Source organism: Inquilinus sp. KBS0705 (genome assembly GCA_005938025.2).
Classification (GTDB): domain Bacteria; phylum Bacteroidota; class Bacteroidia; order Sphingobacteriales; family Sphingobacteriaceae; genus Mucilaginibacter.
In genome coordinates, this window is record VCCI02000001.1 from 1,896,140 (window position 1) to 1,912,554 (window position 16,415).

At 45.0% G+C, this 16,415-nt stretch carries 6 protein-coding genes and 1 tRNA gene; 3 read left to right on the plus strand and 4 right to left on the minus strand.

All coding sequences use genetic code 11. The features are described 5' to 3' along the window. Positions 1 to 111: 111 nt before the first annotated feature. Both FFF34_008290 and FFF34_008295 read left to right on the plus strand, forming a co-directional pair. Positions 112 to 1,491 carry a carbohydrate-binding protein gene (locus FFF34_008290; protein ID TSD67377.1) on the plus strand — a complete coding sequence of 460 codons (1,380 nt, stop codon included), beginning with the start codon at positions 112 to 114 and terminating at the stop codon, positions 1,489 to 1,491. An 84-nt stretch (positions 1,492 to 1,575) separates the two neighbouring features. Continuing rightward, complete coding sequence (locus FFF34_008295; GenBank protein TSD67378.1) at positions 1,576 to 2,880, plus strand: zinc dependent phospholipase C family protein; 1,305 nt, start codon at positions 1,576 to 1,578, stop codon at positions 2,878 to 2,880. 4 nt (positions 2,881 to 2,884) lie between these two features. Here the strand turns inward: FFF34_008295 and FFF34_008300 are convergent, their stop codons facing one another. From FFF34_008300 to FFF34_008310, 3 genes are read right to left on the minus strand one after another with little or no spacing between them, the layout of a single operon-like run. Further along, positions 2,885 to 3,643 (minus strand): 4'-phosphopantetheinyl transferase superfamily protein, encoded by a 759-nt coding sequence (locus FFF34_008300; GenBank protein ID TSD67379.1) that lies wholly within the window; start codon positions 3,641 to 3,643, stop codon positions 2,885 to 2,887. Continuing rightward, positions 3,613 to 7,641: an amino acid adenylation domain-containing protein gene (locus tag FFF34_008305; GenBank protein ID TSD67380.1), complete on the minus strand. Its 4,029-nt coding sequence runs from the start codon at positions 7,639 to 7,641 to the stop codon at positions 3,613 to 3,615. Before FFF34_008305 ends, FFF34_008300 begins: the two co-directional genes overlap by 31 nt. A 2-nt stretch (positions 7,642 to 7,643) precedes the next feature. Beyond that, positions 7,644 to 14,294: an amino acid adenylation domain-containing protein gene (locus tag FFF34_008310; GenBank protein TSD67381.1), complete on the minus strand. Its 6,651-nt coding sequence runs from the start codon at positions 14,292 to 14,294 to the stop codon at positions 7,644 to 7,646. A 712-nt stretch (positions 14,295 to 15,006) separates the two neighbouring features. On the opposite strand from FFF34_008310, the gene FFF34_008315 reads away from it, so the two are divergent. After that, on the plus strand, positions 15,007 to 15,861 hold the full coding sequence (locus FFF34_008315) for a hypothetical protein (GenBank protein TSD67382.1): 855 nt from the start codon (positions 15,007 to 15,009) through the stop codon (positions 15,859 to 15,861). A 58-nt stretch (positions 15,862 to 15,919) separates the two neighbouring features. Here the strand turns inward: FFF34_008315 and FFF34_008320 are convergent. After that, positions 15,920 to 15,996: transfer RNA gene (locus tag FFF34_008320), tRNA-Arg, on the minus strand. Positions 15,997 to 16,415 lie beyond the last annotated feature (419 nt).

Here is a 16,415-nt window from a genome sequence, read left to right on the forward strand (position 1 = left end):
GGATTATAAATCCAGACGAACACACTAAAACACGCTATTATTCCTCATTTTAAAAACAATCGCTTATTTTAGGCCACGCTTAGGACGTTTATCACCCGGCCTGCTTTTATCATGAAAAAACTTTTTACCTGCATCCTTTTTTTAGCTTTTATTGTTAACCGCTCATCGGCACAAACTGATCTTACCAAGCTGCAACAAAACTTTGTAGACCTTAAGTTTGGCATGTTCATTCACTTTAACATCCCTACTTACATGAACGCCGACTGGCCCGACCCTGATGCTTCGCCGGCTATATTTAACCCTACCAAACTTAACTGTTACCAGTGGGCCAAGGCTGCAAAATCGGCCAACATGACCTATGGATGTTTAACCACCAAACACCACAGCGGTTTTTGTATTTGGGACACCAAAACTACCGACTATAACGTAATGAACAGTCCGCTTAAGCGCGATGTGGTAAAAGAATATGCCGATGCCTTTAGGGCCAACGGCTTAAAGGTAATGCTGTATTATTCTATTTTAGATACCCACCACCGCCTGCGCCCGCATGCTATCACCCAAAAGCATTTTGAGATGGTGAAGGCACAGCTAACCGAACTATTAACTAAATATGGCAAAATAGAGGCGATAATTATCGACGGCTGGGATGCGCCATGGTCGCGTATTAGCTATGATGACATTAACTTTGAGGATGTTTACCACCTGATTAAATCTATACAGCCCGATTGCGTACTAATGGACCTTAACGGCGCCAAATACCCTGCCGAGGGCCTGTTTTATAGCGATATTAAAACTTACGAAATGGGTGCCGGTCAGCGCATTTCAAAAGAAAACAATATAATGCCGTCACTGGCTTGCTTACCTATACAAGCCAACTGGTTTTGGAAAACATCGTTCCCTACCACTCCGGTTAAAGACCCTGCTAAGCTTATTAACGAAGATATCATCCCCTTAAATAAAGTAGATTGTAACTTTATATTGAACGTTGCGCCAAACCGCGACGGCTTGTTTGACGATAATGCCCTTTCCGCTTTAAAAGAGATAGGACGCCTTTGGAAAAACGATGGCCCGGCCCCCAAACTGGCCCCTACAGGCGCGCCCATTATATCAACCAATTTGGCTAAAAACAAAATGAGCAATGCCAGTTGGAGCGACGATTCGGAAATTATGGATTTTGCTAATGATGATGATTTCACTACCTCGTGGGTATCAAACCCGGCGGTTGATAAACCATGGTACGAGATTGATTTTGGCCACGATACCGAGTTTAATACTGTAGTACTATCCGAGTCGAAACCTAATATTAGCAGCTACCACCTGGAGTATTTGCAAAACGGTGTATGGAAACCCATTTTAAAAGCCGATAACAAGATTAAAGTAAAGGTAAACCGTTTTGACAGGGTGTATGGCACCAAAGTAAGGGTTTGGATAGACAAAGCCGACAAACAGGTATCAATAGCCGAGTTTGGGGTGTATAACGAGCGCCGTTAAAAGGCTACAATAGTACCATAATAAAAAAAATTAAAACTTTTGGTTAGGTATTGCCGTTAATATGTCCAACTAATTTACCTATTAATGTTTGCCGGTAGTTTAAAGCGTTTTTGCAGATACTTTTTGATTTGCGCCCTGTTTATGGCGATGAGTTTATCCTCAAAAGCTTATTCGATATTAGCCCATGAGGCTATTATTGATGCCGCCTGGAAAGGGTCGCTGCTACCGCTTATTAAACAAAAATATCCAAATGCCACCACCGAGCAACTGATGCTGGCCCACTCCTACGCTTATGGCGGCAGTATAGTGGCCGATATGGGTTATATGCCCTTTGGCAACAGCTTTTTTACCGATCTTGTCCATTATGTGCGCAGCGGCGATTTTATTGAAGCGCTGATAAAGGATGCCGGTAATATTAACGAATATGCCTTTGCATTGGGTGCGCTATCGCACTACATGGCCGATAAATACGGGCACTCCATGTCAACCAATCGCAATGTGCCGCTTGTGTACCCCGATCTTAAAAAGAAGTTTGGCGATGTGGTTACTTATAACGACGACCACACCTCACACAGCCGTATGGAGTTTGCTTACGATGTGATACAAATTGGCCAGGGTAACTACACATCCGAAGGCTACCATGATTTTATTGGCTTTAACATAGCTGTACCTGTTTTAGAAAAAGCTTTTTATGAAACCTACGGACAGGAACTTGGCAGTATATTTGGCAACATCAATTCATCCATTAACACTATGCGCTGGGGTGTGCGCAACCTGTTCCCAAACCTTACAAAATCGGCCTATAAATCAAATAAAGAAGAGATACAGAAGATGCACCCGGGAATTACCGTGCGCAAATTCACCTACAAGCTTAACCGTAAATCGTTTAACCTGCAGTATGGCAAAGAGCGGCAGGAACCTAAATTTTTTGCCAAGCTTGCCGTATTCATGATAAAGATACTGCCTAAAATAGGGCCCTTAAAAAAGCTTTCGTTTAAATCGCCGGGGGCCGAGGGGCAAAAGCTTTTCGCCACCGCGTTTGAAACCATACAAAGCAATTATGCCGCCGCGCTAAAACTGGCAGGCGATAATAAACTGGAACTGGCCGATATTGATTTTGATACCGGCAAACCTGTAAGCTTTAACGAGTACCCGCTGGTTAATAAAACCTACGACGAATTGGTTGCCAAACTAAAAGATAACCAGTACAAAAACATTACCCCGCAGCTGCAAAAAAACATCCTAAACTTTTATAGCAGCGGCGATACCGCCACGTATGCTTTAAAAGAACCCAAGGCATGGGCACAAACCCGCATAGGTTTGCAACAAATTGCAGCACTAAAACCAATGCCGCAGGATACCCTAAAATCATTAGTAGGGACTAAATAAGGCCTTAAAATTCGAAGTACTTATAATTACCAACGCTTCGCAAGGTGGCAACCGCAGCCATATAATTGGTTTGAAGGTTAAAGCTGGTCATTTGCCAATGGCTATCGGCGGGGGCAAGGCTGGTATGCAGGGTGTGCGTGCCATTGGTTACAGGGGCTATTTTTAGATGTTGCGTTATGCCCTGCCCTGTCGCTTTCAAAAAAGCTTCCTTGCGTGTCCATAAGGTAAAAAAGCGCTCGGGATTGTTTACCCATTGGCTTTCTGCAGGACTGAAATGTTCGGTAAGTATATCCTGGTAACCAAAATCGGGTTGTATCAATTCAACGTCCACCCCTACCGGCGATACGGCTATGGCCAACAATATCCAATCGGCACTGTAGGATACATTAAAATAAATTGCCTCTGCAAACCCTGAGATATAAGGCTTACCATTGGGACCATGTGTAAACTCAATTGCGCCGGGTGCTGCATGCAGGTATTTGCCTAACAGGTAACGCAAGGCACCCCTGCCCAGCTTAAAGCGCGTGTTATCTTTTTGCTGATGATACCTGCCCGCCCTTCTTAATTCCCCGGGTGTTAATAGTGCGGTAAAATCATCCAATAAATGCAGGTTTTGGCTTATTTGCAGGCGGTAAAGGTGCACATGATTATCCGGCGCCAGATCAACCGGGCGCTTTTGCCAAACTACATCACCGGCATATTGGTTAGTTAACGTACCCACGGCTGCGTTTGTTAATTGATCTTGTTTAAACAATCCTGCAATATTTTGGCAAACATTTTGTCGTTGGGTTCTTTAAAAATAGTGTTATGCTCACCGGGGATCTTGTGGATTTTCACCCCTTTTAAGGCGTACGGTTTCCAGCCCATGTATTCAAAGTCATCCAGGTAAAACGATCTTACTTCGGCCCTGAAAAGTTCAACCGCTATATCATAAGGCTGTATACGGTAATGGCGCGATGCGATGTTGTTGGTTTCGTCTATTTTATTGGCGTAGCCAAAAAAGCCTGTCTGCTCCTGCTTGTTGCCGTATTTCATCTTCCAGAACATACGGGTAATACTCCTGTTAAGCGCCCTTGAGCGGTATTCGATGGTTTTTTTAAACCCATCTTTAAACGTAGCCGAGTGCCATATCTGGCGCGCCAGGTACAAGCCTTTTTTATAATACTTGGTCACAAAGGGGTCGTAATGGGTAGTGCGGTAGGCATAGGTATCAAACATGGCCAGCATTTTCACCTCTAAATTTAGCGCTTCTAACTGTCGGGCCATTTCAAAGGCTATAATACCCCCAAATGAGAAACCTGCCAGCGCATATGGCCCGTTGGGGTTTTGCGCCCTTATAGAAGCAATGTAATGCGCGGCAATATCCTCTAAACGGCTTAGCGGTTCGTCTACACCGTTAAGGCCTTTTGCCTGCAGGCCGTAAACCGGCTGCTCGGCATCCATGTGGTTGGCCAGGGTGTTAAAAAGCAATACGTTTAGGCCCGCACCATGCACAATATAAATAGGTATTTTGTTGCCTTTTGGCTTAATAGACACCAAGGAATCCCAGGTGATGGATTTACCATCGAGGTTAAGCACCAGTGCCAGTTTTTCTACTGTCGAGTTTTCAAATAATATAGCCAGCGGTAAGCGTTTGCCAGTTTCTTTCTCTATACGGGCCATTACCTGTACCGCAATAAGCGAGTGGCCGCCCAGTTCAAAAAAGTTATCGTAAATGCCCACCTTTTCAACGCCGAGTAACTCTATCCAAATGTCGGCAACTAATTTTTCGATATCGGTACGCGGCGCTACGTAGGTATTGCTATGCCCGGTAGGTGCGGGCCCCTGTGCCGCTAACGATTTTTTATCAACCTTGCCATTTGGCGTTAACGGCATTTGACGTATGATGATAAAATTATCGGGCACCATATAATCCGGCACCGACTTTTTCAATGCTGCCCGCCATGCATTAATAAACTCTGCCTGGTTATCGGTAGGTTCTGCACCATCGGTAAGCACCACGTAAGCTATCAGCTTATCTACCCCATTATTATCTGCCCGGGCAATAACTACAGCCTGTTTTATGCTATCCTGCTGTGCCAGGTTATATTCTATCTCGCCGGTCTCAATTCGGTAGCCGCGTATCTTTACCTGTGCATCTACCCGCGATACATACATCAGGTCGACGGTTGGGGTGTAGGTAGCCAGGTCGCCGGTACGGTACATTATTTGGCCGGGTTCAAAGGGGTCGGCAACAAATTTTTCGGCGGTTAGTTCGGGCTTGTTTAAATAACCTTTGGCTACACCTGCACCGCTAATGTATAATTCACCGGCTATTCCCGGTGCAATGGGGCGTAAAAACTTGTCGAGTATGTAAATACCGGTATTATCAATTGGTTTACCTATGCTGATGTTTTTATCGTCGACGGTAATTTCTTTCAGTGTCGACCATATGGTAGTCTCGGTCGGCCCGTAAACATTCCATAACGACGATGCCCTTGCCAGTATACCATGCGCCAGATCCATTGGTAGTGCCTCGCCGCCGCATATCACTTTAATACGCTCCTTATCCCAACCTGCCTCAATCAAAATACGCCAGGTATATGGCGTGGCCTGCATTACGGTAATTTTTTCTTTATTGATAATGTCCAGCAGTATGCGCCCGTCTTTAGAGGCATCGGCACCGGCCATTACAATTTGGGCACCGGTAATAAGCGGCAAGAAAAGCTCGAGCCCGGCAATATCAAAACTTATGGTAGTTACTGCCAATAATTTATCTTCAACCGTTAAGCCGGGCGCCTTTTGCATGCTGTACAAAAAGTTAACCACGTTATGGTGGGCTATTTGCACACCTTTTGGCTGCCCGGTAGAGCCCGAGGTATAAAGGATGTATAGCAGATCTTCGCCGTTAACCTTTACATCAGGGTCGGTAGCAGGGTATTTATCCAGGCCCGGCCATATATCATCCAGTACAATTTGTGTAGCGGTTGATTGGTAAGCGCCTTTGTAAGCTGCAGAGGTAAGCAATACGACCGCGCCCGAATCGGCCAGCATATAATTGATGCGGTTGATTGGGAATATCGGGTCGAGCGGTACGTAGGTAGCACCTGTTTTGATGATAGCCAGTATACCTACCGCCAGCTCCGCCGATCTATCAAGCGATATGGCCACTTTGTCTTTGGGCTTTACGCCATTGGCTATTAGCACAGCTGCAAGGCGGTTGGCTTGCTCGTTTAATTGCCTGTAGGTATAGGTCTCATCATTATATTTAAGAGCAATATTGCCCGGATATTTTGCCGCGGTTTCGCTGATGATTTGATGAAGCGGCTTTTCCTTAGGATATTCAACTTTTGTGTTGTTCCATTCCTTTAATTGGGCCAGCAGTTCATCGGCATGCATTGATGGTATCTGCCCAATTTGCGCGTCGGGTGTTTTAACCAGCTGCCGCAGCAGGTGTTCAAACTCGTCCATCATCCGTTTGATGGTAGCCGCTTCAAACAATTGCGTATTGTACGACCACTCCAGCGTAAGCCCTTTATGGTCGGTAATATTCAAAAATATCTCAAAGGTCTCATACTCGCGCGGGTTGTTAATATAGCGGTGCTTAAGGCCGTCGAAAGCTATGCCTTCGTTCATGCCTATATCTATATTAAACACAACAGGCACCAAGGGCAGGCGCGATGCATCACGGGGGATATTTAGTTTTTTTAGCAGGCTGCCAAAAGTATATTGCTGGTGCTCGTAAGCATCTAAAAGGGTGCTGTTACGCTCTTTTAAATAAGCGGTAAAGGTTTTATCGGGTGTTGGGAAGCTGCGCAGGGCCAGCAGGTTTACGCAATGCCCAACAAGGCTGTAGTTACCCGTAGCCGACTGCCCTGCCGATGGCAAGCCTAATATAATTTCTTCCTGCCCGGTTATTTCCTGCAAAAACACCTCGTAAGCAGCCATAAGGGTGGTTACAAAGCTGGCACCGGCCTTACGGCCCATTAGTTTTACCTGCTCAACCAAAGCAGCATCTAAGGTAAAATCATCACGGTGGCTTTTGTAAGTTCGGTGTGCCGGGCGCAGGTTATCGGCAGGTACATTCAATAAGTGATCGCTGCCTTTAAACTGGTTTACCCAATAATCCTCGGTTTGTTTGTGTTCGGCACGTGTGGCAAAGGCGGTTTCTTCAATAGCATAATCGCTAAAGCGCAATGCAGGGGGCAATTGCAGAGCCGCGCCTGTAGCAAAGGCGGTATACAATTTACTAAGGTCTTGCATAATTACCCCTATAGACCATCCATCACAAATGATGTGGTGGATAAGCAGGGTTAAATGATATTCTTCTTCGCTTAGTTTAAACAAGGCTACCTTAAAAAGCGGCCCGTTGATTAGGTCGAGCGGGGTAATAGCCGACTGCCGATTGTAGTTTTGTATAAATAGCTGGTTTTGCTGGTTACTTTGCCCGGCCAGGTCGTGGTAATCAATACTAACGGGTGGGTTTTTATAAACAATAAAGCTTTTACCATCGCCACTAAAAACACTGCGTAAAGCCTCGTGCCTCTCGCTTAAAGCTTGCAGGGCCTGCAACATAGCATCCATATTAAACCGGCCTGTAAGCACAATAGATACCGAATCGTTATAGGCACAGCTGGCATCGGCGCCACCTATCAGGCACGATGTCCATATCTCTATCTGCGGTTCGGTAGCCGGTGCAACCAGTTGTATCTCGGGCCCTGCAAAAGGGTCAAATTCTACAGGGCTCACTTCCGGGTAATATGTAAAAGTTTCGCTCTTCAAACTCAGTTTATATTAGGTTTTACCTCCAGGTATTTACCCGGGTTGTTATCATCAGTTATGTACCATGCCGGGTTGCCATCTTTATCGCGGCCCAGTTTGGCCCCCGCAACCGGCGGGTTATCGCCATTAATTATTTTAGCCTGCGGTATAACAGGTACGGGACGGTAAGTATCAAAAAAACCTGCCGCCTTCATTTCGTGTATACTTTCGGTAAAAACGCTTAATATGGTGGCTACATCCTTCGGCGTGTGTACCGTTGTCATAAAACAAGGGAAGCCATCTAATATATGTATTCCTTTTAAGCGCATTAAGGTAAATAATAATTCGCTGTAAGGGATATCCTCGGTAAACTTCAATCGCCATAACGACCCAAAGCCCACTACTGTTAAAGGCAAGCCTTCTTTTTTGCATAGCGCATCCATATCAGCAGCCATTTTTTCGGTAGTGGCGGTTAGGTTGGCCTGTAGTGCCGGGCCCTGCTCGCGCATATATTGCAACGATGCCCTGGTAGCCGCTAAAGCCAGCGGGTGCCTAACAAAAGTACCCGCAAAATAGGTTACCCCAATTTCGGGTACCGAATCATCGCCGTATTGCCAGTAACCACCGTCCAGCGCATCCATGTACTCTTTTACACCGGCTATAACCCCAATAGATATGCCGCTGCCTACTACCTTACCATAGGTGCCAATATCTGCCTTAATACCAAACAGGGCCTGCGCGCCACCGGGATGCATACGGAAACCGGTGATCACTTCATCAAATACCAAACAAACCTTATTGTCGGCAGTAATGGTTCGCAGTTCTTTCAAAAACTCTATCGGCCTAAATTCGGGGCGGCGGCTTTGTACGGGCTCTACCAAAACAGCCGCTATTTCGCTTGCACGTTCTTTAATAATTCGCAGGGATTCATCGGTGCCATAATCCAGTATCAGCATATTTTGCACGGCATCGGCCAAAATACCTGATGCTGCCGGTAATGTTTTTAATTTTTTTGTACCGCGTACGATCACCTCGTCCATAATACCATGATACGAACCGCTAAAAGCTACGATAAGCGAACGACCGGTAATGCTACGGGCAATGCGCATGGCACCCAACACCGCCTCCGAGCCTGTATTACATAAACCGGCACGGTCAAACCCGGTAAACTCACAAAGCGTTTTACACACTTCGCCGGCCAACTCGTGCTGCGGGCCAATTTCATAGCCTTTTTCTATCTGATCGTGCAGGGCCTCTTTTATAAAATCGGGCTGGTAACCCAGCATGCTCGATCCAAAGCCATTTAAAGCATCAATATATTCGTTATCGTCAACATCCCACAGGCGGCACCCCTTTGATCTTTTAATGATGATAGGGTAAACCAATTCTTTTGTCAAGGGGCGGAAACCGCTTACCACCCTTGGGTCGGCCATATAGGCGCGGTGCTGCTGCGTTTGGCTTTTGCTTTGTTTTGTTTTGGCGTTGTAATTGGCCGTCAGGTTTTTTACAAATTCCAGTTGCTTATCATTAAGCCCCTGTACCTGCCTTTCAATTTTGGCGGTAGCACCAAATGGCTTTTTATTTTCGGCCAGTTCTTCGGCGGTTACCTCAGGCTGGGGTTCCAGTTCCATCCCCGGCGGGGCAACTGTTTGTCCGTTGGCAACGGGTGACGCAAAAGCAGGCATTTGCGGTGCGCTGCCACCCTGTAAATGCGCTATTTGGCTGGCTAATAATTGTAATTGCTGCGAAATAATATCTAAGGCCGGGTTTGCGCTGCCATTACCTGAAAATTGCAGGTTTGGCATTTGCACCGGGCGCTGCGCGGTTGCAGCCTGGTTATAAACGGGCTGCGCGGCTGGAGCATAGGCACCCGCCGGCAGATTTTTATCAAGGAAATCGGCCAGCAGATCAATAGAGTTATACTCTTCAAACAGTTTACGGAAAGTTACCGGTACGCTAAATTCCTTTTTAAGATTTGTTGCTATCTGGGTAAGCAATAACGAATCGAAACCGATCTCGGCGAAGCTCATATCCGCAGGGGCATCAGCCATCTCTATGCCGGATGCATCTTCAAAAATCCCTTTTAGTTTATCTGCCAGCAAATCTTTTCTCATTGTTGTATTCTGTAAAATAGTTTCGGGTATTAGGGTTTGTGGTTCATCCGGTACTACTTCATCCGGTTGGTAAGCTAATAAAGCTGGTTCAAAAACTTGAACAGGCTCTACCCAGTATTTTTTATGATCGAAAGCATAAGCCGGTAAACGCAGCTTTTTACGTTGCTGCCCGGCATAAAATGCTTTCCAATCGGGGGTGGCGCCGTTTAGCCACAACTGCCCTAAAGCCTTTAGTACCGATGGATATTCGTCGCCATCTATACTGGCTATAACCGCCGCGGCATTCCCTGCCGATTGTTGTATGGCAAGTGTGGTTAGGGCGCGGCCAGGGCCAACCTCTAAGTATAAACGGCCCTTATCTTCGGTAAGGCTATCAATGGCATTGGCAAAACGCACGGTTTTACGCAAATGCTGCGCCCAGTAGGCCGGGTCGGTTGCTTGGCTCTCGCTTAGCCAGTTACCCGTAACGGTAGACATGACCGGCATAACCGGTTTATTGATCTGCACCGAGCGCACCACCTGCTCAAACGGGGCCACTATAGGGTCCATCATAGCCGAGTGGAACGCATGGCTGGTTTGCAATAACCTACCGGGGATGCCCTGCTCTTCTAATTGTTGGGCAAAGCTGTTTATGGCATCTTCTTCGCCCGCTACTACAGTTAGTTTACTACTGTTTACTACCGCTATAGATAGGTTGGCGGGCAATATTTTGTTTAATTCATCTTCGGTAATACGTGCCGATAGCATGCTGCCCTGCGGCAATTCGCTTACCAGCCTTGCCCTTTCGGTTATCAGCTTTAAGGCATCTGCCAGGCTAAATATCCCCGCGAAATGCGCTGCTAAAAATTCGCCGATGCTATGGCCAACAAATACCGCGGGTGCTATTCCCCAACTTATCCAAAGCTTAGCCATGGCATACGAGGTAATGAATATTGCAGGCTGGGTATAAAAGGTGTTTTTAAGCCGCTCCGAAGCCTCTGGCGTGCTTTCTTCAGGGTAGATAACGCCTAATATATCCGCATGTTTAGTGCCGGCTAAAAGGCTTATACACTCGTTTACGGCATCGGCAAAAACAGGTTCGTTATCATATAATTCGCGGCCCATGTTTATATATTGCGCGCCTTGGCCGGGAAACATAAATACGATCTCGGACGCATTCTCTTTCAGGCTTTTTGAGTTAGCTACGTCACGTTTAAACGTTCGTATCTTTTCTAACAGGTCTTCACCATCCTTAGCTAAAATAAAGTTGCGCTCTTTAAAATCTACATGGGTAGCATGCAGGCTGTAAGCCACATCGGCGAGTGTGTCGGGTTGGTTATTGGCTATGTATTGATATAACTTATCGGCGTATTTAGATGCACTGCCCGCCGTTTTTGCCGACCAGCTGATCAACTGCAGCGGGCGGCTATCGCCTTGTTCTTTTTCCTGCTGCGGATACTCTTCCAGGATAGCGTGCACGTTAGTACCACCCACACCAAAGCTACTTACCCCTGCCCTGCGTTTGCCCTCGGCCTGCCAGTCGCGCAATTCGGTATTCACAAAAAACGGACTATCGGCAAAATCAATATTGGGGTTAGCCTTTTTGTAAAACAGCGATGCAGGTATTTGTTTGTGATACAAGGCCAGCGTGGTTTTAATAAACCCTGCTACCCCTGCCGCAGCCACCAAATGCCCCATATTGGTTTTAATGGAGCCGACGGCGCAATACTGGTTTTTATCCTGCTTGCCGAAGGCCAGGTTGAGGCCCTCAATTTCTATCGGGTCGCCTAAGGTGGTGGCGGTGCCGTGTGCCTCTACATAGGTAATGGTTGATGGGTGTACACCTGCATCGGCTATAGCCATTGCAATGGCCCCCGCCTGCCCGGCTGCACTTGGGGCGGTAAAGCTGCCCTTGCCGCCTCCATCGTTATTAAGGCCCACGCCTTTTAAAACCGCGTAAATGGTGTCGCCATCGCGCTCGGCTTCTTCTAAACTTTTTAATACTACTACGCCTGCGCCATCGCTAAAAACGGTACCGTCGCAATCGGCATCAAACGACCGACAATGCCCGTCGCCGCTTAACATAGTGCCCTGCTGATACAGGTGGCCGCTTTTTATGGGCGCACTAATAGATGCACCACCTGCCAATGCCACATTGCATTGCCCGCTGCGTATGCTTTCGGCTGCCTGCGCAATAGCCAGCAGCGAGGTTGAGCAGGCCGAATGTACGCTTACTGCCGGGCCGTTAAGGTTAAGCTCGTAAGCGGTGCGGGTGGCTATATAATCTTTTTCGTTGATGGTTGATACCAAAAAGCTGCCCACGTTGGCCACCAGTTGGGTGTTTGACAGCACGTTTTTGGTATAATAAGTATTGTTGCCACAACCGGCAAACACCCCTACCGCACCATCGTATTTTGCGGGCAGGTGGCCGCTGGTTTCCAGCGCTTCCCAGGCCAGTTCTAAAAACACCCGGTGCTGTGGGTCCATCAGTTCGGCCACTTTGGGGGTAATACCAAAAAAGGCAGCGTCAAAGGCATCAGCGTTATCAATAATACCTCGCGCCTTTACATAGTTGGGCATGCTTTTTATTTCGGGGGGAATGTTTTTATCCAGCTCCTCATCGGTGAAAAAAGAGGTGGTTTCGCGGCCCTCGGTCAATACACTCCATAACTCATCAATAGTAGCCGCACCCGGGAAACGGGCCGCCATGCCTATTACGGCTATATCTTTATTACTGCTTCCCTTATTAGTTTTTGGCGATCGGATGGCAGACAAAATCTTATCTCCTTCTAAAAACGAGGCGATGCCATTTACCGTAGGGTATTGGTACAACTTGGTAACCGGTAACACATAGTTATATTGTTTTTTTAATGCAGCAACCGTTTTTAACGCCAGTATGGAGTTACCGCCCAATTCAAAAAAGTTATCGTAATTGCCCACCTTATCCAATTGCAGCATGTCGGCCCAAAGGGAGGCAATTTGTTTTTCGGCTTTAGTGGCAGGTGCCTTATACAGCACCGATAGCTCGGGCCTTTGCATATCCGGTATGGGTAAGGCATTGCGGTCAATTTTACCACTGCTTGTTTTGGCAAAACCATCTACCCACACAAATGCCGATGGCATCATATAATCAGGCAGTTTCTGCTCTATACTTTCGCGCAGATAGGCAATATCCTTTTTGGCACCCGCAGCTACGAGGTAAGCTACCAAACGTTTGCTGCCCGGTACATCCTCGCGGGCTATCACAACAGACTGCTGTATACCATCCAACTGATTAAGCAGTACTTCTATCTCGCCAACCTCTACCCTGTTACCCCTTATTTTTACCTGTGTATCCTTACGGCCCAGGTACTCTATGTTACCATCGGGCAGTATGCGGCAAAGGTCGCCGCTGCGGTATATGCGGGTTGGCTGGCCGGCGGCGTTTGTCCAGTCTAAAAATTTTTCGGCGGTAAGGTCGGGGCGGTTTAAGTAGCCATAGGCCAGGTTAATACCGCTAATGCAAAGTTCGCCTTGTTGGCCATTGGGTACCTCTTTTAAATTATCATCCAGCACATATATCACCACATTTTGCATTGGCTTGCCTATGGTAGGCAATAGCGGCCAGTTTTGTGCAGGACTTTCCATTTTTAGGGCGGTGCTGCATACGCTGGCCTCGGTTGGGCCATACATATTGTAAAATACACAGCCGGGCAATGCTTCAAAAAAGCGCAATACCTGCGGGGTTATTTTTAGCTGCTCGCCAGCGCTGATGACTTCCTGCAACGACGAGGGGAAATACTGCTCTGCATCGGCTGCCTCGGTAAAATATTGCAGGGCCACAAACGGCACATTAATGCGGTTTATTTGATGCTCATCAACATATTTTAACAGCCTTAGCGGGTCTATACGTATGTCGTCGTCTATTAAAACAAGTGTGCCGCCTATGCAAAGGGTGCAAAATATCTCCATTACCGACGCATCAAATATCAGCGGCGAAAATTGCAGCGTGCGCGAGCCCACACCTAAATACGGCGATATTTGGTGGTGCCATTCTATTAAGTTAATTACTCCCGCATGCCCTACGCATACGCCCTTGGGTTTACCTGTAGAGCCTGATGTATATATAATATAAGCTACGCTTGTTGTTGCTAAGGGGCCGGCATTTGCAGGCACATCATACTTTCGCCCGGGAATGATCGTGTTTTTAACCAATGGTTTAAACACCATTTCATCCGTTGCGGGGCACAGCAGTGTATCCATGCCGCAATCGGTGATAATATCTTGTAATCTATCGGCCGGGAAGGCGGAATCAAGCGGCAAATATGCTTTACCGGCTTTTAAAACTGCCAGCAAACTAACAATGGTATCTACAGATCGTGTAGCACTTACCCCTACTACAAACGAAGCCGGCGAAACCGCGGTAATAATTTTGGCCAACTCATTAGCCTTATCATTTAATTGTGTGTAGGTAAGGGTAACATCGCCCAAAACAACAGCTACAACGTGTGGGTGTAGCAGCACCTGTTGCTCAAATAAATACGATATAGTTAAACCATCTGTATGGTTTGCGGTATAAAATTGGTCGCTGAAAATATCCATTAAGCTTGTTTAGCAAACTATTTTTAATAGTTTAATAATAATGCTTGTGTTAACATTAAATATGGTTTAAGATAGGAATTAAATTTTTACAGGTACCGTTTTAAGAGAAATTTTTTCATTTAATTTTCATTTAATTTAGGTGAAAAGAAAGCACCTTATATACGGTAATTGTGTAACTATTGATTTAAAAATAAAATTAAAAGCAACATTAAAATAAAATCGTTTTTTGGATTACAATAACCCACAACTAATGGCTCTGAAAGATTGGAGATTCAACAGTATACCGGGCTTTGTATTAAATAACCAGTTGTTCAAGCTGAATGTGCTAAAAAAAAGCCTCAAGACTTTCGACTTAAGGCTTTTGTTGGTGAACCCTATTTGACTTTTTTTGACCCAATTTATAGATGAAATTAGAATTGTAGCTTATTTTAAACAGGTGGTTTGAGCCCAGTCAGGGAAGCCCGAATGTACAAGCACGAAAAATCGGTCGCTATCAAATAGTGTGTGCAAATTACACATTAGGATTAAGCGCTCTAAAATTTACTAAATCATTGATTATACCTTTCTAAGTATAAAAAGGTATAACCACACCTTGGGGGGTTGGCAAGTTTATCACACCAACTGGTACAAATTCGGCACATAATGGCCAATACGATACTATCCTTTATTCTATTCGTTTTAATATTATTTAACTATTCACCATGATAATATTATGCTAAAACAAATTATTATTGATTTCAAAAAGTCGGTTGAACTTAAAAGAAGGATAAGGTTTCGTCATAAAACTTTTTGGAAAGTTGACAACGCGGAAGAAATAAGAAACATTAAGATGAGTGCGGAGGATAGCTTGCCGAAATGGCGAGACACCACACATTGGCAAAGAAAACTCAGTAATAAACATAACGCCCGCGAGTTTGCTAAAATGAATGGTTGCCAGGTCCCTGACTTGTATTGGAAAGGCAGGAACATTCAAAATCTTGATTTTTCAGCATTACCTGCTAACTATGTAATACGCCCAACTGTTGGGCATAGTTCTAATCTTGTATTTGTTATGGCAGATGGAACTAACCTTTTTGATAACAAACAGTACTCACCGTCAAAGATTGTAGATGTATTAAGTCAAGCTTTAATTGCAAATGAGCATCTCGAATTCTTAGTGGAAGAATTTTTAAGAAGTGAAAACGATCAATATAGTATACTTACAGATTATAAATTCTTTTGCTTCAACGGAAAAATCGCTACAATAATGGTTATTAACCGGCTTAGTCCAAATAGCGGCTTTGCCTCTTTCTACGACGAAAATTGGAACGAAATGGAGACTGTACAGAAGAACTATCCAAAGGCTAAGACGCAAGAACCTCCAAATTGCCTGGGCGATATGATATCAAACGTTAAAAAGCTAAGTAAAGCATATGGCATATTTGTGCGGATCGATTTTTATGCAACTTTAAAGGGCAGTGTATTTGGAGAATTTACGCCCACACCATCAATGGGTACTAAATTTACCCTTTACGGCAAAAATCAGCTACTGAATTATTGGGATAACTACTGTAAAGGGCTAATTTAAACCACAAAAGTGACAACAAAAACGAGAAAAGCCTTTCTAATTGCTTAGAAAGGCTTTGTAGTGATCCCATCAGGATTCGAACCTGAGACCTACTGATTAGAAATCAGTTGCTCTATCCAGCTGAGCTATGGGACCATCGCTATTTTGTTTTTAGCGGTGCAAATATGCTAAAATTGAATGTAATAGTCAATAGCCAATTACAAACGCCTAAGGCCAAATGCACACCTGCATAAGTAAAATACCTTATTTTAATCAAAAATAGTAGCACTTAATACCACAGTGATGTATATTTACTATACAAAAACTATTAGCAATTAGTATTTGTTAAAATATTACATATAATTGCATACTATTATAAACCCGCACTAAATTAACTTAGTGTAATTAAATGTTAAACTTACAGTTGTATTTATAATGACTTAACTTATTAAAAGGGCCTAAAAACTTAAAATTATATAACAGTATAACGTACAGTTATATACTTAAACACAAGGTTTTAGGTACATAAAAGCACTTTTTTACTTTTTAAAAGTTACAAGTGTTTTTTTTACAAT